Annotated in this window: 24 protein-coding genes, 1 tRNA gene, 1 other RNA gene and 1 riboswitch; of the genes, 16 read left to right on the top strand and 10 right to left on the bottom strand. The window is 74.4% G+C overall.

What is annotated here, in order from left to right:
* The first annotated feature begins 223 nt into the window (after window positions 1-223).
* The 7 genes from KKR89_RS10925 (at window position 224) to KKR89_RS10895 (ending at window position 5955) form a co-directional block, all read left to right on the top strand.
* Entirely contained in the window at window positions 224-1000 is a 777-nt protein-coding gene (locus KKR89_RS10925) for a DUF1206 domain-containing protein (protein ID WP_208195370.1), read from the top strand.
* An 80-nt stretch (window positions 1001-1080) separates the two neighbouring features.
* Window positions 1081-1155, top strand: a riboswitch (cyclic di-GMP riboswitch).
* 18 nt (window positions 1156-1173) lie between these two features.
* Window positions 1174-1398, top strand: a complete 225-nt coding sequence (locus tag KKR89_RS10920; RefSeq protein ID WP_208195369.1) for a BldC family transcriptional regulator — start codon at window positions 1174-1176, stop codon at window positions 1396-1398.
* A gap of 146 nt (window positions 1399-1544) precedes the next feature.
* Window positions 1545-2033, top strand: a complete 489-nt coding sequence (gene def, locus KKR89_RS10915; protein WP_208195368.1) for a peptide deformylase — start codon at window positions 1545-1547, stop codon at window positions 2031-2033.
* A 150-nt stretch (window positions 2034-2183) separates the two neighbouring features.
* On the top strand, window positions 2184-2684 hold the full coding sequence (locus KKR89_RS10910; protein WP_208195367.1) for a DUF3145 domain-containing protein: 501 nt from the start codon (window positions 2184-2186) through the stop codon (window positions 2682-2684).
* A 210-nt stretch (window positions 2685-2894) separates the two neighbouring features.
* Entirely contained in the window at window positions 2895-3350 is a 456-nt protein-coding gene (locus tag KKR89_RS10905) for a hypothetical protein (protein ID WP_208195366.1), read from the top strand.
* A gap of 51 nt (window positions 3351-3401) precedes the next feature.
* Complete coding sequence (locus KKR89_RS10900) at window positions 3402-5069, top strand: FAD-dependent oxidoreductase (RefSeq protein ID WP_208195365.1); 1668 nt, start codon at window positions 3402-3404, stop codon at window positions 5067-5069.
* On the top strand, window positions 5056-5955 hold the full coding sequence (locus tag KKR89_RS10895) for an FAD:protein FMN transferase (protein ID WP_208195364.1): 900 nt from the start codon (window positions 5056-5058) through the stop codon (window positions 5953-5955). The genes KKR89_RS10900 and KKR89_RS10895 overlap by 14 nt, the downstream gene beginning before the upstream one ends.
* Here the strand turns inward: KKR89_RS10895 and KKR89_RS10890 are convergent.
* The 6 genes from KKR89_RS10890 to KKR89_RS10865 all read right to left on the bottom strand — a co-directional run bounded on the left by KKR89_RS10890 (window position 5952) and on the right by KKR89_RS10865 (window position 11247).
* Window positions 5952-6185, bottom strand: a complete 234-nt coding sequence (locus KKR89_RS10890; RefSeq protein ID WP_208195363.1) for a hypothetical protein — start codon at window positions 6183-6185, stop codon at window positions 5952-5954. The two genes, KKR89_RS10895 and KKR89_RS10890, sit on opposite strands and share 4 nt — an antisense overlap.
* A 63-nt stretch (window positions 6186-6248) precedes the next feature.
* Window positions 6249-7493 carry a beta-ketoacyl-[acyl-carrier-protein] synthase family protein gene (locus KKR89_RS10885; RefSeq protein WP_208195362.1) on the bottom strand — a complete coding sequence of 415 codons (1245 nt, stop codon included), beginning with the start codon at window positions 7491-7493 and terminating at the stop codon, window positions 6249-6251.
* Between the two features lie 87 nt (window positions 7494-7580).
* Entirely contained in the window at window positions 7581-7829 is a 249-nt protein-coding gene (locus KKR89_RS10880) for an acyl carrier protein (protein ID WP_013117379.1), read from the bottom strand.
* 79 nt (window positions 7830-7908) lie between these two features.
* Complete coding sequence (locus KKR89_RS10875; RefSeq protein WP_208195361.1) at window positions 7909-8913, bottom strand: beta-ketoacyl-ACP synthase III; 1005 nt, start codon at window positions 8911-8913, stop codon at window positions 7909-7911.
* The gene (locus tag KKR89_RS10870; RefSeq protein ID WP_208195360.1) at window positions 8910-9887 is read right to left on the bottom strand and encodes an ACP S-malonyltransferase; all 978 of its coding nucleotides are present in this window, start codon (window positions 9885-9887) and stop codon (window positions 8910-8912) included. The genes KKR89_RS10875 and KKR89_RS10870 overlap by 4 nt, the downstream gene beginning before the upstream one ends.
* 121 nt (window positions 9888-10008) lie before the next feature.
* Complete coding sequence (locus KKR89_RS10865; protein ID WP_208195359.1) at window positions 10009-11247, bottom strand: PucR family transcriptional regulator; 1239 nt, start codon at window positions 11245-11247, stop codon at window positions 10009-10011.
* Window positions 11248-11360: 113 nt separating this feature from the next.
* Between KKR89_RS10865 and KKR89_RS10860 the strand changes: the two genes are divergently transcribed.
* Window positions 11361-12047, top strand: coding sequence for a hypothetical protein (locus tag KKR89_RS10860; RefSeq protein WP_208195358.1), 687 nt, complete (start codon window positions 11361-11363; stop codon window positions 12045-12047).
* A 112-nt stretch (window positions 12048-12159) separates the two neighbouring features.
* Here the strand turns inward: KKR89_RS10860 and aceE are convergent, their stop codons facing one another.
* Entirely contained in the window at window positions 12160-14904 is a 2745-nt protein-coding gene (aceE, locus tag KKR89_RS10855; RefSeq protein ID WP_208195357.1) for a pyruvate dehydrogenase (acetyl-transferring), homodimeric type, read from the bottom strand.
* Window positions 14905-15206: 302 nt separating this feature from the next.
* Between aceE and KKR89_RS10850 the strand changes: the two genes are divergently transcribed.
* The gene (locus KKR89_RS10850; RefSeq protein WP_191782109.1) at window positions 15207-15629 is read left to right on the top strand and encodes a DUF3052 domain-containing protein; all 423 of its coding nucleotides are present in this window, start codon (window positions 15207-15209) and stop codon (window positions 15627-15629) included.
* Window positions 15626-16099 carry a peroxiredoxin gene (locus KKR89_RS10845; RefSeq protein ID WP_208195356.1) on the top strand — a complete coding sequence of 158 codons (474 nt, stop codon included), beginning with the start codon at window positions 15626-15628 and terminating at the stop codon, window positions 16097-16099. The genes KKR89_RS10850 and KKR89_RS10845 overlap by 4 nt, the downstream gene beginning before the upstream one ends.
* Window positions 16100-16119: 20 nt before the next feature.
* Here KKR89_RS10845 and KKR89_RS10840 read toward each other — a convergent pair.
* Window positions 16120-16193 (bottom strand) — tRNA-Val (locus KKR89_RS10840).
* Window positions 16194-16293: 100 nt separating this feature from the next.
* On the opposite strand from KKR89_RS10840, the gene KKR89_RS10835 reads away from it, so the two are divergent.
* Genes KKR89_RS10835 through KKR89_RS10820 form a run of 4 tightly spaced genes read left to right on the top strand, consistent with a single transcriptional unit; the run spans window position 16294 to window position 20150 of the window.
* The gene (locus tag KKR89_RS10835; RefSeq protein WP_208195355.1) at window positions 16294-17343 is read left to right on the top strand and encodes a zinc-binding dehydrogenase; all 1050 of its coding nucleotides are present in this window, start codon (window positions 16294-16296) and stop codon (window positions 17341-17343) included.
* Entirely contained in the window at window positions 17340-18530 is a 1191-nt protein-coding gene (locus KKR89_RS10830; RefSeq protein WP_208195354.1) for a Nif3-like dinuclear metal center hexameric protein, read from the top strand. Before KKR89_RS10835 ends, KKR89_RS10830 begins: the two co-directional genes overlap by 4 nt.
* Window positions 18527-19264 (top strand): zinc ribbon domain-containing protein, encoded by a 738-nt coding sequence (locus tag KKR89_RS10825; protein ID WP_208195353.1) that lies wholly within the window; start codon window positions 18527-18529, stop codon window positions 19262-19264. Before KKR89_RS10830 ends, KKR89_RS10825 begins: the two co-directional genes overlap by 4 nt.
* A gap of 49 nt (window positions 19265-19313) precedes the next feature.
* Window positions 19314-20150 (top strand): histidine phosphatase family protein, encoded by an 837-nt coding sequence (locus KKR89_RS10820; RefSeq protein ID WP_251140854.1) that lies wholly within the window; start codon window positions 19314-19316, stop codon window positions 20148-20150.
* Between the two features lie 26 nt (window positions 20151-20176).
* Here KKR89_RS10820 and KKR89_RS10815 read toward each other — a convergent pair whose 3' ends face one another.
* The gene (locus tag KKR89_RS10815; protein WP_208195351.1) at window positions 20177-20959 is read right to left on the bottom strand and encodes a YaaA family protein; all 783 of its coding nucleotides are present in this window, start codon (window positions 20957-20959) and stop codon (window positions 20177-20179) included.
* A 54-nt stretch (window positions 20960-21013) separates the two neighbouring features.
* On the opposite strand from KKR89_RS10815, the gene KKR89_RS18305 reads away from it, so the two are divergent.
* Window positions 21014-21844, top strand: a complete 831-nt coding sequence (locus KKR89_RS18305; RefSeq protein ID WP_251140853.1) for a tautomerase family protein — start codon at window positions 21014-21016, stop codon at window positions 21842-21844.
* An 846-nt stretch (window positions 21845-22690) separates the two neighbouring features.
* An RNA gene (rnpB, locus tag KKR89_RS10805) (RNase P RNA component class A) lies at window positions 22691-23081 on the top strand.
* Between the two features lie 19 nt (window positions 23082-23100).
* Here the strand turns inward: rnpB and KKR89_RS10800 are convergent.
* Window positions 23101-24372, bottom strand: coding sequence for a sensor histidine kinase (locus KKR89_RS10800; RefSeq protein ID WP_251140852.1), 1272 nt, complete (start codon window positions 24370-24372; stop codon window positions 23101-23103).
* Between the last annotated feature and the right edge of the window lie 3 nt (window positions 24373-24375).

The raw sequence follows: 24375 nt of genomic DNA, 5'->3' as shown, positions 1-24375 counted from the left end.
CGGCCGACCTCGTCGACAGCGTAGGACGCGCCCGCGGTGCGGGTCACGGACGAGATGGGCACCCCGTCTCCAGGATGACGATCTCGCGCGCGACCGATCGACAGCGACGGGCGGGTCACGGGCCGTGGCAGCGCTTCCGGATGCCGATCGCCCGGAGCGCTGCCACCATCTCTGGCGGGCACCGACGGGCGTCGGGACGGGGAGCCCGTGTCGAGGAGGTGCCATGTCCACGGTCGCGACGAGGTCCCCGCAGGGCGCGTGGGAGCTGGGGGCACGGGCGGGCTACGCCGCCAGCGGGCTGCTGCACGTGCTGATCGGTGTGCTCGCGGCGCAGCTCGCGCTGGGGTCCTCCGGGGGCAGTGCCGACGAGTCCGGAGCCTTCGCGGCGATCGCGGGGACACCCTTCGGTGCGGTGACCCTGTGGATCGCCGTCGTGGCATTCGTCGCGCTCGCGGCGTGGCAGGCGGCGGCCGCGGTCAGCGGTGCCGCCGGCGAGACGTCCGACCGGGTCAAGGCGGGAGCGAAGGCGGTCGTCTACCTCGCGCTCGCCGCGACCGCGTACTCGGTGGTGCAGGGGGCGTCGGGCGGTGGGCGCACGCAGAGCGCCACGGCCCAGATGATGCAGTCCCCGGGTGGTCGGCTGCTCGTCGGTGCCGTGGGTCTCGGTGTCGTCGTCGTCGGCGTCTACCACGTCTACAAGGGCCTGACGAAGAAGTTCCTCGAGGACCTGAACCGGCTGCCGAGCGGGACGCCCGGCCGGGTCGCGCGCCGGGCGGGCGTCGCGGGCTACGCAGCCAAGGGGCTCGCGCTGACCATCGTCGGCGGGCTGTTCGTGCTCGCGGCCGCCACCGCGAACCCGGAGGAGGCGTCCGGGCTCGACGGTGCGCTGCAGACGCTGCGCGACGCCCCGGCGGGTCCCGTGCTCCTGCTGCTCGTCGCGGCGGGGCTGGTGGCATTCGGTGCCTACTGTGGCGTTAGGTCCCGGTTCGGCAGGCTGTGACTTTTCACCCGCTCCGGACAGATCTGACATGCCGGGGCTTCTTGCACAGTTGTCCAGATCGGGGCATAGTCGGGGACGTCAGCGACAAAGGGCAAACCCGCCGCAAGGTGGGGACGCAAAGCCACGGGGCCCACGGGGTCAGCCGAGCTACCGAACGACAAGGAGTACCAGCCATGGCTGTTCACACCACCCTCTCCGAGGCCCCGCTCACGCAGGGCACGCTCCTCACCCCCGGCGAGGTCGCCGTCCTGTTCCGCGTGGACCCCAAGACGGTGACGCGCTGGGCGCAGGCCGGCAAGCTCTCCGCGGTCCGCACCCTGGGCGGCCACCGCCGGTTCCACGAGGCCGAGGTCCGGCAGCTCCTGACCGGCGTCCCCCAGCAGCGCGCGGGGGAGTGATCCTCGCGCCGTCAACGACGACGCACCCACGACGCCGACGCCGGTGGTGACCTGTTCACCACCGGCGTCGTGCTGCGTCCACCCGGCCGTCGTGCAGCGGTCGTCGACCGGCTCGCCGGGCGCGTGCGACGTGAAAGGATCAGGGCATGGCTCTGCGTGAGATCCGCATCGTCGGCGACCCGGTGCTGCGCACCCCCTGCGACCCCGTCACGACGATCGACGACCGTGTCCGCTCGCTCGTCGAGGACCTCCTCGAGACCGTCGACGTCGAGGGGCGTGCCGGTCTCGCCGCGAACCAGATCGGCGTCAGCCTGCGGGCGTTCTCCTGGAACATCGACGACGAGATCGGCTACGTCCTCAACCCGGTGATCGTCGAGGTGTCCGAGGACGAGTACCAGGACGGCGACGAGGGCTGCCTGTCCGTCCCCGGTCTCTGGTTCCCGACGCACCGTGCCTGGTACGCGCGCGTGGTGGGCACCGACCTCGACGGCCGTGAGGTCGTCGTCGAGGGCACCGAGCTGATGGCGCGCTGCCTGCAGCACGAGGTCGACCACCTCGACGGCATGCTCTACCTGGACCGCCTCGAGCGCTCGGTGCGCAAGAAGGCGATGCGCGCGGTGCGCGAGCAGCTGTAGGTCCCGCAGCGCGCCCCGCTGGACCTGCGGGACCGGATGGGGCATCCTGTGCCGTGCACGCCGCGTGCGCTGCATCTGTGCTGGTGACGTTCCCGATCAGGGGCGAGGTCGTTGGGGAAGGCGACCCTCGAGCCCTTCCGGGAGGACGACATGGCCGGTGCCATCACCCGCGGTGTACTTTTCGTGCACTCCGCGCCGCGTGCGCTCTGCCCCCACGTCGAGTGGGCGGCGGGCAACGCGCTGGGCGCGCGCGTCAGCCTGGACTGGACACCCCAGCCCGCTGGCCCCACGCTCTACCGCGCCGAGCTGTCGTGGCAGGCGGCCCCCGGCACGGGGGCGCGCCTCGCGTCCGCGCTGCGCGGGTGGGCGCACCTGCGGTACGAGGTGACGGAGGAGCCGAGCTCCGGCGTCGACGGGTCGCGCTGGAGCCACACGCCCGAGCTCGGGATCTTCCACGCCGCCACCGACGTCCACGGCAACGTCGTGGTCCCCGAGGACCGGATCCGTGCGGCCCTCGAGCACGCGGCCGACCCCGTCCGGCTGCGGTCCGAGCTCGACCTCGCCCTCGGCCAGGCGTGGGACGACGAGCTCGAGCCGTTCCGCTACGCCGGTGCGGGCGCGCCGGTGCGCTGGTTGCACCGCGTCGGCTGAGCCCCTCCCGTACCGGGGCGGGCGGTCCATCGTTCGGGTGGACCGCCCGCCCCGTCCGCGTCCTGAAACGTTTTGTACGTCCAGCAGGAGGACCGGGTCGGACACGCCCTCGGCTAGCCTCCCCCTCGCGTCCCGGGTCCACCGGAGTGCGCCCATCCGGGGGGAGACGGACCGCGCGAGCGGTGCGCCTGTCACCCGCGGAGGACGCCGATGCGCGCACGACGTCGGCTGCCGCGGCCCGCCCTGCGGGTCACCGCGGGGCTGGGCGCCGGCCTCGCGCTGAGCGGGTGCGCCGTCACGGCCCCCGCCGACGCGCGGCCCGTCGCGCCACCCCGGGCGGGACACGGCCCCGACGCGCCGACCTCCGACGCGCCCACCGCCGGCACGTACAGCGGCAGCGGCAGCTACGAGACGCCGGGCGGGCGCCAGCGGATCGACGTCACGGTCGTCCTGGCCGACGGCGTCGTGACGGACCTGCGGGTCGATCCCGCCGCGACGAACACGACGTCCCTGCGGTTCCAGGAGCGGTTCGCGTCGGCGGTGGTGGAGGCCGTGGTGGGTCGCACGCTGGACGAGGTCGCGGTCGACCGGCTCGCGGGGTCGTCCTCGACGGGTGCCGGGTTCATGGCGGCGCTCGAGCAGGCGGTGCGCGATGCGCGAGCGTGAGCGGCCCGGCGCGTCGGAGGGGTGCGCGCCGGACCCGAAGGTGACGCGCTGATGGGGTGGTGGGACGGGCTCCTGGGCAGGGTCGGTGCGTACCGGACCGCGACGATCACGCTGCTGGCGGTGCACGCCGCCGCGGCGCTGCTCGGCCACCTCGGCATGCTCGACGTGGACCCCGTCGCGCTCGCGGCCACCGTGGGCGCGGCGTCGGCCGGCACGCTGCTGACGAGCCTCGTCGGTGCGCTCGTCAGCGGGGTGCGGGCGCACGTCGAGTCCTCCCTGATCACGGGCCTGCTGCTGGCGCTGCTGCTCTGGCCGGCGCTCACCTTCGAGTCCCTGGTCGGTGCCGGCCTCGTCGGCGCCGCCGCCGGGATCTCGAAGGTGCTCGTGCGGTGGCGCGGCCGTCACCTGCTCAACCCCGCCGCGGCGGGCGCCCTGGTCGCCGGGCTCGTCGTGGCGCCCGTGCTGGGCACCGCGGCCCCGGTGTGGTGGGTCGCGACACCGCTGCTCGCGCCGGTCGTCCTGGTGGCGGGGCTGCTCGTGCTGCGCCGCACGGGCACGGGTCCGGTCGCGGTCGCGTACGGGCTGACCTACCTTGCCGTGACCCTGCCGCGACTCGTGCTGTCCGGTCAGCCACCTCTCGACGCGCTCGCGTCCGTGCTCGGGTCCCACCCGGTGCTCGTCGTCGCCGCGTTCATGGTCGTCGAACCGCTCACGCAGGCGCCGCGGCGCCGCGAACGGGTCGCGATCGCCGTGCTCGTCGGTGGGCTCGCCGGTGTGCCGTTCGCCGTCGGGCCGCTCTCGACGTCGCCGGAGCTCGCGATCGTCGCGGGCAACGTCGTGGCCGCGCTCGTCGCCGCGCCGCGCGCGCTGCGGCTCGTGGTCGTGGGCCACGGCTCGCCCGGTCCCGGCGCCCACGAGGTGCTGCTGCGCCCCGCGCGGCCCCTGCGCTGGCAGCCCGGGCAGTGGGCCGAGATCGACGTCGTCCGCATGCGACCCGACGGGCGGGGGCGCCGTCGCGTGTTCTCCCTGGTCCCGGCCGGCCGCAACGCCGTCGCCGTCGCCTTCTCCGTGCGGGAACGGCCATCGGCGTTCAAGCGTGCGCTGCTGGCGGCGCCCGTCGGGTCGACCGTGCGCGCGACCTACGTCGGCGGCGACTTCCTGCTGCCCGACGACCCGACGCGTCCCGTGCTCATGATCGCCGGCGGGATCGGCGTCACGCCGTTCATCTCCCAGATCGAGCACGCCGGCCCGCGCGACATGGTCCTGGTCCTGGTGTGCCCCACCGGCATGCCGCCGCCGTACCTGCGGCGCCTCGCACGCACGCGGGTGCGCGTGGTGATCGTCTCGCCGGAACCGGTGCCGGCGCTCCCGCCGCGCTGGACGTGGCACTGCGGCACGCGGCTGACGTCGTCGGCCCTGCGGGCGGTGATGCCGGACCTGCCCCGGCGGGCGGCGTACGTCTCCGGCTCGCCGGACCTGGTGCGGCGGGCGCGGGCGGTCCTGCGCGAGGTGGGGGTGCGTCGGGTGCGCACCGACACCTTCACGGGTTACGGCCGTCGTCCGGCGCACCGGTCCCCGGGGGGCGCCCCACCCGCGCCGGCGGCTCCCGCACCCGCCGAGGCCGTCCGCGCCGGCCGGAAGGTGCCGGGCAGGCGGCGGTCCCGTGCCGCCGATGCCAGGCCGGGGCCCGGGGGGATCACGGCCGGTGCCTCGCGCTGAGACCCGGTTCGAGGCGATCGGGACCCGCTGGCGCATCGACACCCCGACGCCCCTGACGGATGCGACGCAGGCCCGTGTCCGTGCGGTGGTCGACGCGTACGACGTCGTGTGGTCGCGGTTCCGGGCGGACTCCGTCGTCTCGCGGATCGCCCGGGACGGCGGCACCCACGCACTGCCCGGCCACGCGGCGGAGCTTCTCGACCTGTACGACGTGCTGGAGGACCGCACCGACGGCGCCCTGACGCCGCTCGTCGGGCGCAGCCTCGAGCACCTCGGCTACGACGCCACGTACCGCCTGCATCCCGCCGGCGCCCCGCTGCCCGCACCCCGTGGTGTGCGCACCCGCGACGTGCTCACGTGCCGGCAGCCCGACGAGCGCGGACTGACCGTCACCGCGGCGCGGCCGGTGCTCCTCGACGTCGGCGCGGCCGGCAAGGGCCAGCTCGTCGACCTCGTCGCGGCCGAGCTGCGCGCGTGCGGCGTGGGGGAGTACGTCGTCGACGCGGGTGGCGACATGGTCCACCGTGGCCCCGACGCGGTGCGCGTCGGGCTCCAGGTGCCCGGCCACCCGGGGCGTGTGCTCGGTGTCGTCGACCTGCGGGACGCGGCGCTGTGCGCGTCCGCGGTCGACCGGCGCTCCTGGGGCGACGGGCTCCACCACGTCCTCGACGCCCGCACGGGCGCACCCGTCGGCGGGGTCGTCGCCACGTGGGTGGTCGGCGAACGGGCGATGGTCGCCGACGGCCTGGCGACGGCGCTGTTCCTCGCCGACCCCGACGTCCTGCAGGGCGTCGCCGAGCACACCTACGTGCAGCTGCGTGCCGACGGAGGCGCGCGGTTCGCGCTCGCGCTGCCGGGCAGGCTGTTCGGGACGGGCCAGGACTAGGAGCCGCGCACCAGGGTGTGCAACCCGTCGACGAGCGCCACGGTCACGGACGCACCGTTCGCGGCGGCCCCGATGAAGTACCCCACCGAGTTCCAGACCGAGCTGGACCGGTGCTCGCCGACGCCGCGGCACACCGGACCGCCGGCGCCCAGCCCGACGACGAAGACGACGCCCACCGCCAGCTCGACGTCGTCGCGCCCGACCCGCGAGATCGCGACGAGCACGACCACCACGAGCAGGACGAGGACGCCCAGCAGGACGACACCGCCCGGACGCGGTGCACGGTGCGCGCGTCAGACGGAGGTCACGACCAGCGCGACGTTGTGCCCGCCGAACCCGAAGGAGTTGTTGACCGCAGCCACGGGGCCCGCACGCAGCGCGCGCGGCTCGTCGCGCACGAGGTCGAGGACCAGCTCGGGGTCGGGGTTGGCGACGTTGATCGTGGGCGGCGCCGTGCGCTCGTGCAGCGCGAGGACGGTGAAGATCGTCTCCAGCGCGCCGGCCCCGCCGAGCAGGTGGCCCGTCATGGACTTGGTCGCCGAGAGCACGGCGTGGTCGGCGTCGTCACCCAGGACCGCCCGGATCGACCGCGCCTCGATGAGGTCGCCCACCACGGTGGAGGTCGCGTGCGCGTTCACGTGCACGACGTCGGTCGTCGCGACGCCCGCATCCGCGATCGCGGCGCGCATCGCCCGGATCTGTCCGTCGCCGGACGGCTCGGGGGAGGTGATGTGGTAGCCGTCGGCGGACAGGCCCAGGCCGGCGATCCGGCCGTAGATGCGGGCCCCGCGGGCGGCGGCGTGCGCGGCGGACTCCAGGACCACCATGCCCGCGCCCTCACCGATCACGAACCCGTCGCGGTCGACGTCGTACGGGCGGGAGGCGCCGGCAGGGTCGTCGTTGCGGGTGGACAGCGTGCGCGACGCGGCGAACGCGGCGATCGGCATGGGGTGGATCGTGGCCTCGGTCCCGCCGGCGACGACCACGTCGGCGCGGCCGTTGCGGATCATCTCGACGCCGTAGGCGATGGCCTCGGCGCCGGACGCGCACGCCGAGACGAGCGCGTGGGCACCGGCACGGGCACCGAGCTCCAGGGACACGTACGCGACCGGCGAGTTCGGCATGAGCATCGGCACGGTCATGGGCAGCACGCGCCGGCCGCCCTTCTCGCGCAGCGTGTCCCACCCGTCGAGCGTGGTCCAGATGCCGCCGATGCCGGACGAGACCACCGCACCCAGGCGGTCGCCGTCCACCTCGGGCGAGCCGGCGTCGGCCCACGCCTCGCGCGTCGCGATGATCGCGTACTGCGCGGACGGGTCCATGCGCTTGAGCTCGGGGCGGGGGAGCACCTGGTCCGCGGGCACCTTGAGCGTCGCCCCGAAGTTGACGGCGATCTCGTACCGCTCGGCCCAGTCGTTGTCGAAGGAGCGCGCGCCGGACTCGCCGGCGAGCGCGGCCTGCCACGTGCTCGGGACGTCACCTCCGAGCGGTGTGGTGGCGCCCAGACCGGTGACGACGACCTCAGGGACGGTGCTCATGGTGCTCTCCTCGGTTCAGGCGGGCGGTGCGCACGGCCCCGGGGGCCGGCGCACCGCCCGGGTGCACGCGGGGTGCGGTGCGCAGGCTCAGGCCTGGGCGCCGGCGATGAAGCTCACGGCGTCGCCCACGGTCGCGAGGTTCTTGACCTCGTCGTCGGGGATGCGGACGTCGAACTTCTCCTCCGCGAGCGTGACGATCGTCATCATCGACAGCGAGTCGATGTCGAGGTCGTCGGTGAAGGACTTCTCGGGCAGGACGGAGTCGGTCGGCAGACCGGTCTCCTCGCTGACGATCTCGGCCAGGCCGGCCAGGATCTCCTGCTCGCTGTGGGCCATCGGGTGTCTCCTCGTGTCGGGTGGTGCTGGGACGTGCTGAACGGTACAGGCGCGCCGTGCGACGGCCGCCCCGGGTCGATCAGGGCAGGACGACGACCTGTGCGGCGTAGACCAGCCCGGCGCCGAAGCCGATCTGCAGCGCGAGCGCACCGGGCTGGATCTGCCCCTCGCGCCGCAGCCGCTCCGCGGCCAGCGGGATCGACGCCGCCGACGTGTTGCCGGTGTCGGCGATGTCGCGGCCGACGACGACGGACTCGGGCAGCTTCAGCTGCTTGATCATCTGGTCGATGATCCGCATGTTGGCCTGGTGCGGGATGAACGCCTCGATGTCGGAGGCGCTGACCCCGGCGGCGTCCAGCGCCTTCTGCGCCACGGGCGCCATCTGCCAGACCGCCCACTTGAAGACCGACTGGCCCTCCTGGCGCAGCGTCGGCCAGCCGGCGCCCTCGTCGCGCGTCGCGAGCCACGAGTGCGTCTGGCGGATCGCCTGGGCCTGCGCGCCGTCCGAGCCCCACACGGTCGGGCCGATCCCGGGCGTATCCGACGGGCCGATGACGACCGCACCGGCGCCGTCGCCGAGGAGGAACGAGATGGACCGGTCGGTCGGGTCGACGAACTCGCTCATCTTCTCGGCGCCGATCACCAGGACGTGACGCGCTGTGCCCGCCCGGACCAGGGCGTCGGCCTGCGCGATGCCGTAGCAGTACCCGGCGCACGCGGCGGAGATGTCGAACGCGGCCGCGGGTGTGGCGCCGATCCGGTCGGCGATGATCGCGGCGCCCGCGGGCGTCTGGTGGAAGTAGGTGACGGTGGACAGGATGACCGCGTCGACGTCGGCGCCGGTCAGGCCGGCGTCGTCGAGCGCGGCGCGGGCCGCGGCCTCCGCCAGGTCGAGCACGTCCGTGCCCTCGGCCGCCCGACGGCGCGTCACGATGCCGGTGCGCTGGCGGATCCACTCGTCCGACGACTCGATCGGCCCCACCAGGTCGTCGTTGGTGACGACGCGCTCGCCTCGCACCCCGCCGAGGCCGAGGATGCGGGTGTGCGCGGGCCCGGTGGCCTGCGTGAGGGTCGGACGGGTCACGACGGGCTCTCCTGTGCGGTGAGGACGGTGCCGGCGTGCCGGCGGACGAGGTCGCGTGCGGCGTCGAGGTCGGCGGGGGACTTCAGCGCGAGGGTCTCGACGCCCGGCAGCGTACGCCGCGCCAGCCCCGTCAGGACGCCGCCGGGCGCCACCTCGAGCAGTGCCGTCACGCCGAGCCGGGCGAGCGTGGCCTGGCAGAGGTCCCAGCGCACCGGCCGCGCGACCTGGGCGACGATGCGCGCGAGGGCGTCGTCGCCGTCGGTCACCTCGGCGCCGTCCGCGTTGCCGAGCAGCGTCACGACGGGGCGGCGCGGGGCGACCTTCGCGGCCGCCTGCTCGAGCTCCTCGACGGCGGGCGCCATGTGGCGGGTGTGGAACGCGCCGGCCACCTGCAGCGCCACGACGCGGGCGCGTGCCGGCGGCTCGGCCGCGAGCGCCGCGAGCGCCGTGAGCGTGCCCGCCGCGACGACCTGGCCGCCGCCATTGACGTTGGCAGCCACGAGGTCGAGGGCCGCAAGGCGTGCCAGGACCTCGTCGGGGTCGCCCCCGAGCACGGCGCTCATGCCCGTGGGGGTCGCGGCGGCGGCGCGTGCCATCGCGGCTCCGCGCACGGCGACGAGGGCGAGGGCGTCGTCGTCGCTCAGCACGCCGGCCGCGGCAGCGGCGGCGAGCTCGCCGACCGAGTGCCCCGCCACGACGTCCAGCGCGCCGGGGACGACCTCGGCGAGGGCCGTGCCCGCGTCGGCGCCCAGGACGGCGCGCAGGCTCGCGAGCGCGGTGGCGACCAGCAGGGGCTGCGCGACGGCCGTGTCCCGGATCGTGTCGGCGTCCGACGTGGTGCCGTGCGCGAGCAGGTCGATGCCGACGACGTCACCGGCGTGCCGCAGCGCGTCGGCGAAGCCGTCGACCTCGGTCCAGGGCAGGAGCATGCCGGGGGACTGGGCACCCTGGCCGGGGCAGGCGACGACGAGCACCCGACAACCATGCCGGTCGCGGGTGCCGGCACCCGGTCACGGCTCGTACCAACCTCACGACCCAGCGTTGTCGGACCTGCACAAAGGGCCCGTCGGCGTGCCGCCCGCGCCGACCGTCGCGTCAGCGGGTCGCGGCGTCGAGCCGGCCCACGGCCAGCGCGACCTGCAGGACGTACGACTCGCGCGCGTCGAGCGGGTCCCAGCCCGTCACGTCGGAGACCCGGCGCAGCCGGTACCGGACCGTGTTGGGGTGCACGTACAGCGTGCGTGCCGCGGCCTCCAGCGACCGCCCCGCACCGAGGTACGCGGAGAGGGTGTCCAGCAGCGAGCCCTGGCTGGCGGCGAGCGGCGCGTAGGCGCGCTCGACGAGCGCGCGACGCGCGTCGGCGTCCCCGACCAGCACGCGCTCCGGCAGCAGGTCGTCGGCGTGCACCGGGCGGGGGGCCTGCACCCACCCGGGTGCGGCGAGCAGCCCCGCCAGGGCCGATCGCGCCGACCTCGTCGCCTCCGCGAGGCCGGCCGCGGTCGGGCCGACCACCACGGGCCCCGGGCCGAAGCGCGGCAGCAGGGTCATGGCCGCGGCGCGCAGGTCGCCCTCGCCGCCGAGGAACACGACCAGGCGGTCGCCCAGGATGCCGACGAGCGCGTCGTCGGCGGCCCGCCGCGTGGCCCGTCGCAGGTCCGCGGCCCGCACCTCGTCCATGTGCGCGCCCGCTGTGCCCACGACGACGAGCGTCGAGCCGCGCCCGCCCCAGCCGAGCGCCGCGACGCGTGAGCGCAGGGCGTCGTCGACGTCGCCGCGGACCAGCGCGTCGACCACGAGCGCCTCGAGCCGCGCGTCCCACGCGCCCCGCACCTCGGCGGCCCGCGCGTAGACCTCGGCCGCCGAGAACGCCACCTCGCGCGAGTAGCGCAGCACCGCCTCCCGCAGCTCGCGCTCGGCACCCGGGGCGGCCAGCCGGTCGGAGTGGGTCTCCACGACGTCGACCACGACACGCACGAGCTGCAGCGTGTGCTGCAGCGAGATCGACCGGGTCAGCTCCGGGGGCGCGGCGGCGAAGATCTCGCTGACGGCGTGCGGCGGGCGCGACGGGTCGGCGTACCAGGTGACGAAGGCCGTGATCCCCGCCTGGGCGACCAGGTTGACCCAGGAGCGGTCCTCCGCCGGCAGGGCCCGGTACCACTCGAGGTCGTCGTCGAGCCGGCGCATCGCGGCGGCCGAGAGCAGCCCGGTCCCGTCGCGCACCCGCCGCTGCGTCTCGCTCTGGTCGCCGGGCCCACCGGGGCCGGCTGCGTCCCGTGCGGGCGCGGGGGAACGGCGGGGCGAGCGCGCCGCCGGCGTCCTGGGGGGCGTCGCCATCCCCCGAGCATAGGGTCAGGTTGTGGGAAGCCCACAAGCCTCGCGCGCATCCGACGGGCGTTCGGGGCCCCGTCGGACGGGTGCGCGGCGGACGGAGCGGATAAGGTCGCCGCATGGCTCTTCTGCCCCGCCTGCGCCAGCTCATGCGGCGACCCTCCTCGGCCTCCAAGGTCGGGGCGCGTCGCCCGACGACAGCCTCGCGGCGTGGGGACACGCTCCATGAGGACGCGCTGCGTTCCATGCTGAGCGACGATCCCAACAACGAGCGGGCGTTCCTCGCCCTCGCTGAGATCGTCCGTCGCCGTGCCGCCGAGTCCGTCGCAGAGGAGGACCCCCTGACGGCGCCGAACGTCGAGCACGAGCGGCAGCACGCCGCCGACCTGGCCGTGTGGTCGCTCGGCGAGGAGCTCGCGGGCAACCCGCGCGCCTGGTACCCGCTCATCGAGGTGGCCCGCCTGTCGGTGCGTGACGACCACGAGGGCACCATCCGCCGGCTGACCACGGCCGCCGAGCGCGACCCGTCGGGCCAGGCGCTCGTGCAGGGCATCGCGCTGCTGTGCGAGGCGGGCCAGCCGGTCGAGGCCCTCAACCTCGGCGTCGGCCACTGGCGGCCGCGGGAGCACGTCCCCGAGGTCGCGCGCGAGCTCGTCCGCGCGGCGATCGCCGCCGAGCGCCCGCTCGAGGCCAAGCAGCACCTGTCGTCGCTCGACCTCTACCCGGACCAGGCCGCGATCGCGGCGCTGAAGGACGAGCTGAGGATCGAGATCGCGCAGGCCGAGCAGGCCATCCCCGGCACCTGACCCCACCGCCGTCCGACCGCACCGCCGTCCGGGCGCCCCGCCCGCGGGACCCGCGCAGACGCACGAACGCCCCCGGCCGTGCGGCCGGGGGCGTCCTGGTGTCAGCGGGAGGTCAGGAGTCCCCACCGGTGTTGCCGGACGTGCCGGCCGTGACGTCGTGCAGCCGGTAGCGCTCGATGGCCTGCGCCGGGAGCGACGCGTCGACCTTGCCCTCGAGCACCAGCTGCTGCAGGACGCGGACCACCGTCGAGGGTCCGTCGATCTTGAAGTGCCGGCGCGCCGCCGCGCGCGTGTCGGAGAAGCCGAACCCGTCGGCCCCGAGCGTGGCGTAGCGGCCCGGCACCCAGGCGCGGACCTGGTCGGCCACGAGGTGGTCGAAGTCCGTCGTGGCGACGAACGGCCCCTCGGCGCCCTGCAGCTTCTGCGTCAGGTACGGCGTGCGGATCCCGTCACCCGGGTGCAGGAAGGCCTGCTGCTCGGCGGCGAGCGCCTCACGACGCAGCTCGTTCCAGCTCGTCACCGACCAGACCGCGGCGCGCACGCCCCAGTCCTCGGCCAGCAGGTGCTGCGCCTCGAGCGCCCACGGCACCGCGACGCCCGACGCCAGGATCTGGGCGCGCGGCCCGTCGCCCTCCGCCGGCGCGACGAGGTGGATGCCCTTGAGGATGCCCTCGACGTCGACGTCCTGCGGCTCCGCCGGCTGGAGCATGGGCTCGTTGTAGACCGTCAGGTAGTAGATGACGTCACGGTCGCGCCCGTCGCCCTCGCCGTACATGCGGTGGATGCCGTCGCGCACGATGTGGCGGATCTCGTACCCGTACGCGGGGTCGTAGTGCACGACGTGCGGCATGGTGCCCGCGAGCAGCGGCGAGTGGCCGTCGGCGTGCTGCAGGCCCTCGCCCGTGAGCGTGGTGCGGCCGGCGGTGGCGCCGATGAGGAACCCGCGGGTCATCTGGTCCCCGGCGGCCCAGAACTGGTCGCCGGTGCGCTGGAACCCGAACATCGAGTAGTAGAAGTAGAACGGGACGAGCGGCTCGCCGTGCGTCGCGTAGGAGGTGCCCACCGCCTGGAACGCGGCCGCGGAACCGGCCTCGTTGATGCCGGTGTGCATGATCTGCCCGGCCTCGGACTCCTTGTACGAGAGCATGAGCTCACGGTCCACGGCCATGTAGTTCTGGCCGTTGGTGTTGAAGATCTTCGCGCTCGGGAAGATCGAGTCCAGGCCGAAGGTGCGCGCCTCGTCGGGGATGATCGGCACCAGGCGGTGGCCGAACTCCTTGTCCTTGACCAGGTCCTTGAACAGGCGCACGAGCGCCATGGTCGTGGCGACCTCCTGCGTGCCCGAGCCCTTGGCCAGGCTCTCGTAGACCTTGTCGCCCGGGAGCGTGAGCTTCGTGTGCTCGGTGCGACGCTCCGGGACGAACCCGCCGAGCTGGCGCCGCCGGTCGAGCATGTAGCGGATCGCCTCGTCCTCGGGTCCCGGGTGGAAGTACGGCGGCAGGTACGGGTCGGCCTCGAGCTGCTCGTCGGTGATCGGGATGTGCAGCGAGTCGCGCAGCGTCTTGAGCTGGTCGAGCTTGAGCTTCTTCATCTGGTGCGTCGCGTTGCGACCGGCGAAGCCCGAGCCCAGGCCGTAGCCCTTGATGGTGTGCGCCAGGATCACGGTCGGCTGGCCCGTGTGCTCACGCGCCGCCTTGTAGGCCGCGTAGAGCTTGCGGTAGTCGTGCCCGCCGCGCTTGAGCGCCCAGATCTCGTCGTCCGTCATCTTCTCGACCAGCTGCTTGGTGCGCGGGTCCCGGCCGAAGAAGTGCTCGCGGATGAACGCGCCGTTCTCGGCGCGGTACGTCTGGAAGTCGCCGTCGGGCGTCGTGTTCATCAGGTGGACCAGCGCGCGGTCCTTGTCGGCGTTGAGCAGCGTGTCCCACTCGCGGCCCCAGATGACCTTGATGACGTTCCAGCCCGCACCGCGGAACTGCGCCTCGAGCTCCTGGATGATCTTGCCGTTGCCGCGGACCGGGCCGTCGAGGCGCTGCAGGTTGCAGTTGACGACGAACGTGAGGTTGTCCAGGCCCTGCTGCGCCGCGTGCTGGAGCATGCCGCGCGACTCGGGCTCGTCCATCTCGCCGTCGCCGAGGTACGCCCAGACGTCCTGCTGGCTGGTGTCCTTGATCCCGCGGTTGTGCAGGTACCTGTTCGTCCACGCCTGGTAGATCGCGGACGCCGGGCCCAGGCCCATGGAGACCGTGGGGAACTCCCACAGCTCGGGCGCGAGGCGCGGGTGCGGGTAGGACGGCAGGCCGCCGCCCGGGTGCGACAGCTCCTGACGGAAGCCGTCGAGCTGGTGCTCGGACAGCCGGCCCTCGAGGAACGCGCGCGCGTAGACGCCCGGCGACGCGTGGCCCTGGAAGTAGACCTGGTCACCGCCGCCCGGGTGGTCCTTGCCGCGGAAGAAGTGGTTGAGGCCGACCTCGGTCAGCGTCGCGACGGACGCGTACGACGAGATGTGCCCGCCGACGGCCACGCCGGGCCGCTGCGCGCGCGTCACCATGACGGCCGCGTTCCAGCGGATCCACGACCGGTAGCGGCGCTCCATGGCCTCGTCGCCGGGGAAGTACGGCTCGTTGTGCACCGCGATGGTGTTCACGTACGGCGTGTTGAGCGACGCCGGGATCGCGACGTTGCGCTCGCGCGCGCGCCGCAGCAGGTTCATGAGCACGTACCGGGCCCGCGGACCGCCCTTGTCCTCGATCAGCCCGTCGAGGGACTCGAGCCACTCACCGGTCTCCTCCGGGTCGATGTCGGGGACCTGGCTGAGCAGGCCGCCGATGAGCGGACCCGTCTCGTCGATGGAAGCCACCGGTGCTCCTTCGCGTCTCGTGCGCGCCCGGCGCCTCGTGGCGCCCCAGCACGCTCCAGTGCCTGCAGCCGGCGACCTGCGCATGGTGAGCGGGTGCGGTTGCGGGTAGTTGCACCATTCTCGGTCCGTCGAGGGCCGAAAGTCACACCGTGGCCCCGGTTGCGCGGCGTGACGTCCGTGACACGCGTGCGGATCGGCCTCTTGCCAGCGCCCCCTGCGCTGCGGTGGGCTAACGTGTGCCGACATCGACAGGTGGGTCCGCGAACAGTGCGGCGCACCGGGGGAGAAGGGAACGGGCCGACGTGTCATCCACCGCGGACGACTCCGCGACGCAGGCGGTCGCCCGCCTCGGCTTCACAGCCGGGCAGGTGATCCAGGAGCTGAACTACGACGACGACGTCGACGCCGACGTCCGTACGGGTATCGAGGCCGTGACCGGCACCGAGCTCGTCGACGAGGACTACGACGACGTCACGGACGGTGCAGTCATCTGGTTCCGTCAGGACGACGGCGACCTCACGGACGCCCTCGTCGACGCGACCAGCGTGCTCGAGGACAGCGGTCCCATCTGGGTCTTCTCGCCCAAGGCGGGTCGTCCCGGTCACGTGTCGCACTCGGACATCGAGGAGGCGGCCACGACGTCCGGCCTGCACGCGATGTCGACGTTCTCGATCGGCCCGGACTGGTCCGCGACACGTCTGTCCTCCCGAGGCCGCGGGAAGTGAGCGGTGCGGGCGTCCCGCAGGTCGGGACGCGCGCTCCCGGGCTGACGCTCCCCGACACGCACGGCACGCCCGTCGCGCTCGCGCAGCTGCGCGGCACGCCGGTCGCGGTGGTGTTCTTCCCGTTCGCCTTCTCCGGCATCTGCACGGCTGAGCTGTGCGAGCTGCGGGACGACATCGCCGCCTTCGACGACGCCGGCGTCCGGCTCCTCGCCGTGTCCTGCGACCCGATGTTCGCCCTGCGGGCGTGGTCGGAGCAGGAGCGGTTCCCGTTCGACCTGCTCTCCGACTTCTGGCCGCACGGCGAGGCGGCCCGCGCCTACGGGGTCTTCGACGAGGCCACCGGGCACGCGCTGCGCGGCTCGTTCCTCGTCGACGCCGACGGGGTGCTGCGTTGGAGCGTCGTGAACCCCCGCGGGCAGGCGCGCCCGCTGTCCGCCTACCGGCAGGCGCTGGCGGCGCTGTCGGCGTGATGCTCCGCGTGATGCGTGGGTGGGCCCGGCCGGTCTCGAACCGGCGACCTCCGCGGTGTAAGCGCGGCGCTCTGACCAACTGAGCTACAGGCCCTTGCGGTCGGTCAGCCTACCGGCGCGCCGGCGACCCGTGACACGTCGGGCCCCCACCTCGTCACGGGCGGCGCCGGCCGGTCGAGCCGTAGGCTTCCGGTGTGCGAGCCACCGTCATCCACGGCCCCCACGACGTGCGCGTCGAGCAGGTGCCCGACCCCGTCGTCCACCGTCCCACCGACGCCGTCGTCCGCGTCGTCGCGACGTGCGTGTGCGGCTCCGACCTGTGGGGCTACCGCGGCGTGCGGGACCCGGGCGAGCCGCACCGCACGGGTCACGAGTTCGTGGGCGTCGTCGAGGAGGTCGGTGCCGACGTCCGGCGGGTGAGCGTCGGCGACTTCGTCGTCGCGCCGTTCTCGATCAGCGACGGCACGTGCGTGCACTGCCGCGACGGCGTGCACACCTCGTGCGAGCAGGTCGCGTGGTGGGGATCGCCGGACCACGAGGGCATCCCGTCGGACGGTGGGCAGGGCGAGTACGTCCGCGTGCCGCTGGCCGACGGCACCCTCGTCGTCGCCCCCGAGCACCCCGACGCCGCGCTGCTGCCCCACGTGCTGACGCTCGCCGACGTCCTGGGCACCGGGCACCACGCGGCGCTGTCCGCGGGCGTCCGTGCCGGCTCGGTCGTCGCTGTCGTCGGTGACGGCGCCGTCGGCCTGTGCGGCATCATCGCCGCGCGCCGGCTCGGCGCCGAGCGGGTCGTCGCGTTCTCCCGCAACCCCGCACGCCAGGCGCTCGCGCGGCGGTTCGGCGCGACCGACGTCGTCACCGAGCGCGGCGACGAGGGAGCGGCAGCGGTCGTCGACCTGCTCGGCGGTGTCGGTCCGCACGGCGTGCTGGAGTGCGTGGGGACGCGGGAGTCGATGGCCCAGGCGCTGGCCACCGTGCGTCCCGGCGGACGCGTCGGGTTCGTCGGGGTCCCCGCCGGCGGCCCGGAGCTCTCGGTGCAGACGATGTTCTCCGCCAACAAAGGCGTCGTCGGCGGCGTCGCACCCGTGCGCGGCTACATCGAGGGCCTGCTGCCGGACGTCTGGGCCGGGACCATCGAGCCGGGTCTGGTCTTCGACGCGACCTTCGGGCTCGACGACATCGCCGACGCGTACCGCGCGATGGACGAGCGCACGTGCACGAAGGCGCTCGTGCTGCCGTGACCGCGACCCTCGCCCAGGTCGTCGCCGCCCTCGAGGCGCGCTACCCCCCGCGCACCGCCGAGTCCTGGGACCGCGTGGGGCTCGCCGCCGGTGACCCCGCGGCACCGGTGCGTCGCGTGCTGCTGGCCGTCGACCCGGTCGCCGCGGTCGTGGACGAGGCCCTCGGGTGGGACGCGGACCTGCTGGTCACCCACCACCCCCTGCTCCTGCGGCCCGTCCACTCGGTCGCTGCGACGACGTACAAGGGCGCTCTGCTGCACCGTCTGGTGCGCGGAGGCTGCGGGCTGTACACGGCGCACACCAACGCCGACTCCGCGCGCGGCGGCGTCGCCGAGGCGCTCGCGGACGCCGTGGGGCTGGTCGGGACGGAGCCCCTCGTCCCCGCCGACGCGCCCGCGCTCGACAAGCACGTCGTCATGGTGCCCGTCACCGCCGCCGACGCGCTCGTCGACGCCCTCGCGGAGGCGGGCGCCGGGCAGGTGGGTGCGTACGCGCGCTGCGCGTGGACGACGACCGGGGAGGGGACGTTCACACCGCTGCCGGGTGCGTCACCCGCCGTCGGTGCGGTCGGGCGGCGCGAGACCCTCGCCGAGGCGCGCGTCGAGATGATCGCGCCGCGCCGCCTGCGCAGCCGTGTCGTGGCCGCGATGCGTGCGGCCCACCCGTACGAGGAGCCGGCGTTCGACGTCCTGGAGCTGGCGGCGCTGCCGGGGAGCACGGGGCTGGGACGGGTCGGCACACTGCCGACGGCGCTGCCGCTGCACGCGTTCGCCGCAGCCGTCGCCCGAGCCGTGCCCGCGACCGCCCAGGGCGTGCGGTACGCCGGCGACCCGGACATGCCCGTGCGGCGCGTCGCGGTGCTCGGCGGGTCGGGGGACTCGCTGTTCGACGCCGTGCGCGCCGCCGACGTGGACGCGTACGTGACCGCGGACCTGCGCCACCACCCGGCGTCGGAGCAGCAGGAGCGCGCGGCGTTCGAGGCGGGCGACGGCCCGCCTCGCCCCGCGCTCGTCGACCTGGCGCACTCCGCGTCCGAGTGGCTCTGGCTGCCGCGCGCCGCCGACGCGTTGCGGGCGGACCTGGCGGCCGCGGGCACTACGGTGGAGACCCGCGTCAGCACGCGGCGCACCGACCCGTGGACGGGTCACGTGCCGCAGACGTCCCCGCCGGAAGGAACCACCACGTGACGAGCGCCCCCGCCGCAGACCAGCGCCGACTCCTCGACGTCCAGGACCTGGACACACGCCTCGCGCAGCTCGCCCACAAGCGGCGCTCGCTGCCGGCGCTCGCGCGGATCGTCGAGCTGGACGCGCAGCTCGCGGACCTCGACTCCGCGCTCGTGACGTCCCGCACGGCGGCATCCGACCTGCGGACCGAGCTGGCGAAGGCCGAGGCGGACGTGGAGCAGGTGCGCGGCCGCGCGGTGCGCAACCAGCAGCGTCTCGACGGCGGCCAGGTGGGTGCGAAGGATGCGCAGGCGCTGACGAGCGAGCTCGCGAGCCTGGCGGCCCGGCAGGCGCACCTCGAGGACGTCGAGCTCGAGGTCATGGAGCGCCTCGAGGCGCACGAGGCCGTGCTGCGCGACCTCGAGCAGGCGCAGGGTGCCCTCGTCGCCGACCGCCTGAAGGTCGTCGCGGAGCGGGACGCCGGGTACGCGGAGATCGACGCCGAGGCGGGGCGCGTGCGCGCCGAGCGCGAGCGCGCGGCCGACGGTCTCGACGCGGGCCTCGTCGCGCTCTACGAGCGGTTGCGCGGCCAGCTGGGCGGCAGCGGCGCCGCAGCGCTGCGCGGGACCCGGTGCGACGGGTGCCGCCTCGAGCTGAACCCGCTGGACATCGAGGCGATCCGTGCCCGCCCGGTCGACGCCGTCGTCCGCTGCGAGGAGTGCGGCCGCATCCTGGTCCGTCTCACCGACGCCTGAGCAGGTGCGCCGGCTGGACCCCCGGCCCCGTGGGGCGAAGACTGCGGGGGTGACCAGCGAACCGGCGCACGACCCCGACCGTCCCGACCGTCCTGGCGAGGCGGGCGACGCCGGGCCCTCGCCCGCCGAGCCGCTCGCCCCCGACCGCGTCGACCCTGCCGGGGCGGGGACGGCGTCGGCCGGGTCGCCGACCGCGGGGCGGCGTGCGGTACGCCCGTCCGGGACGTCACCGCGGTTCGACGACGACGAGCCGACGACGGTCGTCCTCGTGCGGCACGGCCAGACCACGATGACCGTCTCGCGCGGGTACTCGGGCTCCTCGGAGCCGGGACCGCCGCTCGACGAGGTCGGGCGCACGCAGGCGGCCGCGGCCGCGGCGCTGGTCCACCGGGTCGGGCGCGACCTGTGGGGCGACATCGACGACCCGAGCGAGATCGTCGCCTCGCCCATGGTGCGGACGCAGGAGACCGCGGCGGTCATGGCGGCCCGGCTGGGGCTGCCGGTGCGGACCGACCCGGTGTTCCAGGAGGCCGACTTCGGGCAGTGGCAGGGCCTGACGGCCGAGCAGATCGAGGAGCGCTGGCCGGGGTTGCTCGAGCCGTGGCACACCGACGGCCACGTGCGCCCGCCGGGCGGCGAGTCCATCGCGGACGTCGGCGTGCGGCTGCGCCGCGGCCTGGACGCGCTGCGGGCGGGCGGTCCCCGCACGGTCGTCGTGGTGTCGCACGCCGTCGCGATCCGTGCGGCGCTCGGCGTCACGATGGGTGCCCACCCCGGGACGTGGAGCCAGCTGCGGGTCGCGCCCGCGTCCGTGAGCATCGTGCGGCTGTTCGCGGACCGCCGCGACGAGATCGCGGTCGCCGGTGCGCCCAGCGAGGGCTGGTGACGGACCGGCGCTGACTGCCCGGTGGCCTACGTGACGACGAGGGAGAGCGTGCGGGCGCCGCGGCGGGGTGCAGGGGCGAGCTCCACGGCGTGGAGCGCGTCGCCGACCAGCGCGCTCGCGGCGTGCGCGAGCTCGTCGGCGTCGCGCGGCTCGCGACCGCGGCGCGTCACGAGGTGGCGCGTCAGGACGCCGCGGGTGTGCTTGGCGTGGTGCGAGACCACGGAGCGCCGCCCGTCGACCTCGCGCAGCACGCGCACCTCCACCCACGGCGCACCCGCCGGGGGCGCCCACGCGGCACGGTAGGTCGCGGACCGGCAGTCGACCACGAGGTCGTCGGCGGCACGCGTGGCGAGCTCGACGCCCAGCGGGGCGCGCCACGCGGCGGCGAGCGGACCGACGCCGGGCAGGTCGGTCCCCATCGACAGCCGGTACGCGGGCACGACGTCGTCCACCGTCAGCACGCCCCACAGCGCGGACACGACGCGCACGCTCGCGACGGCACGCGCCCGTGCGGCGGGGGTGAGCGCGTCGAGACCGGCCGCGCCGTACAGCACACCGGTGTACACGCGCGACGCCCGGGCCGCCGGTGCCGAGCGCAGTCGGACGTTGCGTGCGACCTCCTCGGCGAGGCCGGGCGAGACGCCCAGCACGTCGCACGCGTCCGGGCGGGCGCTGACCTCGACGAGCGCGTCGAGCACCTTCTCGCGCACGGGCGTCAGGCCGGGGTGGGACAGCGCCGCCAGGTCCAGCGCGGGAGCGGTGGCGGGTGCGGGCGTCTTGCCCTCGGAGGGCGGCAGGAGCACGAGCACCGCACGAGGGTACGGTGTGCGCCCCGGGCATCCGGCGCGTGGAAGGTGTGGGACGTGGCACAGGTGAAGCTCTACGGCCGCCGCACGGTGTGGGCGGCGCGACGCCAGGAGGTGTCCGACGCGGTCCACGGCGCGCTCGTGGCGGCGTGGGGGCTGCCGCAGGACAAGCGGTTCCACCGCTTCCTGCTGCTCGACGACGAGGACCTCGTCGCGCCGCGCTCGCCCGAGTACCTCGTGGTCGAGGTCGTGTGCTTCACGGGCCGTAGCCCGGGCGCCGTCCGCGGGCTCATCGCGGCGTTCTTCGACGACGTCGCCCCTGCGCTCGGCCTCGCGGCCGACGACCTCGAGGTCGTCGTGCTCGAGAGCCCGCCCAGGGCTCGTCTTGACGGCCTCGCTGGCTGGCTTGGCCTGGCTGACGTCGGCCCGCATGCGGGTGGCGACGACCTCACGATCGATGCCCTTGGTCTCAAGCTCGTTCGCTGCGGTGGTGCGTCGCTCGGCGCTGTCGTACAGCGCCGCCCGTTCTCCCGGGTGCCACCGGCACCCGTCATGCGCAGCTCGGCCTCCGTAACCGCTCGGGCGCGCTCCTCGGGCTCCGGCTCGTGCTCCGCGGCCGCCCGGGCCTGCTCCGCGCGAGCGTCTTCACGGTCCGCGTGCTGCAGCAGCCGGACGGCCTCGGCGTTCTCTGCCGCGGCGCGGGTGCGCTCGGCGTCGGCCTGCGCGCGGGTGTGCTCGGCTCGTTCGACCGCGGCGCGCACGGCGGCCGGGTCGGCGTTCGTCTGGTCGGCGTCGACCCCGTACCGGGCGCGCAGCTCCTCGCGCATCCGGCCTTCTGCGCGTGCCGATTCGGGGTCCTCCTGCGCCCACGCGCGGGCGACCTGGTAGGTATGCCCGATCTGCTCGGGCGTGGCTCTGGGGTGAAGCCTCCTCGGGCCCGCAAGACGAGCACGCGCGGACCGCAGGCTCAGCGAGCAGGGCTCCACCGCTAGCGCCCTTGTCGTGCCCTCCGACCCGCACGACAGCGGGCGGGGCTGCCACACCCAGACGGCAGAATCAGCCCCGAAAGCGACCACCGAGCCGCGGTCGATCAGGCTTGGCGCTTCTGCGGAGAGCCGGTGGTCGACACAGCACTGCTCCACGGCGCTACGCGGGGGTCACCACCTCGACTCGGTCGGGCACCAGGACTGTAATACGCACTCACCAGCGCATCTAGCGGAGGAATCGTGAGATCCAGCATCATAAAGCACGTGCTATTCTTGGCTCTCGCTGCCTACATACTAGCGATAATAGTTTGCATCGGTCTTGGATGGCGTTTGCCATTCCCGTTCTCTTCCAATGTGTTTAACCCGAGCCCGACATTCGCGATTGTCGCCAGCATGATCTGGCTCGCGATTCTCGCGCTTCTATACCGCGTACTCTTCGTGTCGCGGCGATAAACAGATAAAGAGCTTCTGCGCTATTTTTGCTGCAGAGAGCGATAAGGGCTGCGCCAAAAATGTACACGCACAGCGGTGATGCTTGATAATACAAGAAATCCCGCTGAACTCAGAACCACCACGCGCGACGCCGAATACTGTGCGTAACTGCGTGCGGTTCACTCGAAAGGGTGAGGTCCTAGTTAGTCAGGCTGACGTGCCGTTCACGTACTGGGGGATCCGCGGCGTCGCCGGCGACGAGCTGAGCCTGACGTACCGCGTCGACGTGTGACACGGGTAGGCTGACCGGTGCGGATGAGTCAGCCAGGCGGCCGCGTCGGGACCCTCGGGTCCTGCCGAGGAACGTCCGGGCTCCGTAGGGCAGGGTGGTGGGTAACACCCACCCGGGGTGACCCGCGGGAAAGTGCCACAGAGAACAGACCGCCACGACGGACCGGCTCGCCGGGACGGCGCGGTAAGGGTGAAACGGTGGGGTAAGAGCCCACCAGCGCACCGGGTGACCGGTGCGGCTCGGCAAACCCCACCCGGAGCAAGGCCAGACAGGGAGCGTTCGAGGGTTGCCCGCCCGAGCTCCCGGGTAGGCCGCTGGAGGCGTGCGGCAACGTACGTCGTAGATGGATGGTCGCCACCCGCGCGGGGGAGACCGCGCGCGGGGACAGAACCCGGCGTACCGGCTGGCTCATCCGCCCCACCGGCCGCGCGGCGTCACAGCCGCGCGGGGGTGCGCGCGGCGTCGTCGCGGGTTCCCGTCGTCGCGGGGACGGGCCCGTGGCCGACCGACGCCGGGAGCCGGACCGTGAAGGTGGCGCCGACGCCCGTGTCGCTGACCGCCTGGATCGTGCCCCCGTGGCTCGTGACGACCTCGCGCAGCAGCGCCAGGCCCAGGCCGAAGCGGCGCTCGTCGTTGCCCGGGCCGCGGTGGAAGCGGTCGAAGATGCGCTCGGCGTCCTCGGGGTCGAATCCCTCACCGGTGTCCAGGACCACGACCTCCACGACGCGCCCCTGCTCGACCGCCGCCGCACGGACCGCGACCTGACCGCCGGGCGGCGTGTGGGACAGCGCGTTGCTGAGCAGCTCGGCGACGACGCGTCGCAGCGCCGACTCGACGCCGAGCACGCGTGGCAGGGCGGGTTCGGTGAGGGCCGTGACGATGACACCGCGCTCGACCGCCCGTGCCGTGTCGGCCGTGACGGCGTCCTCGACGAGCGCGGCGACGTCCACCTGGGTGCTGTCGGGGCGGGTGGCCGCGGTGTCGTGCGCCGCGGTGAGCCGTGCGGACATGAGGAGCTCGTCGACGATCTCGCCCAGGCGACGGGTCGTCGCGACGAGCCGGTCCAGGTCGCGCGCCTGCACGTCGTCGTCGGCCGCGCGGGCGCGCCGCACGAGCAGCTGGGCGCGCGCGTGGACCTGCGCGATCGGCGTGCGCAGCTCGTGGCTCGCGTCGGCGACGAAGCGACGCTGGCGGTGCAGGGCCTCGGCCAGCGGGGCGACGGCGCGGCGACCGACGACGACGCCGCTGACGACCGCCGCGAGCGCCCCCGCCGCGGCGGCGACGGCGAACGCGATGAGCAGGTGCCGCCGGTCGGCGAGCTGGAAGCGGGCGTCGAAGACGGCCTGGACGACCTCGTCGCCCTGCCGTGCGGTGCGCACGTGGTAGACCGTGCCGTCCTGCGCGACCCGGGCGTCCTGCGTGGCGCCCGTGGCGTGGACCTCGGTGAGGGCGTCCGTCAACGGGAACCCGGTGGGCGGGGTCGCCACGCCGGTGTCCACCGTGGTGCCGTCGTACGTGATGATCCAGCTGCACGCGGGCGGCCCGGCGATGGTGCCGTGCTCGATGCCCCAGTCGAGCTCACCGTCGATCTGGCGCTCCTGGCTGTGCAGCAGGACGCCGTAGGAGATCGCGCCGGCCAGGCCGAGCAGCGCCGCGATGACGAGGCCGACGAGCGACCCGATCCGCAGCCGCGCGCGGCGGACCACGCG

Origin of the sequence: Cellulomonas dongxiuzhuiae, assembly GCF_018623035.1 — a bacterium.
GTDB classification, from domain to species: Bacteria; Actinomycetota; Actinomycetes; order Actinomycetales; family Cellulomonadaceae; genus Cellulomonas; species Cellulomonas dongxiuzhuiae.
Note: the sequence above shows the minus strand (reverse complement) of the source record. Positions and strands in the feature narration are given on the sequence as shown.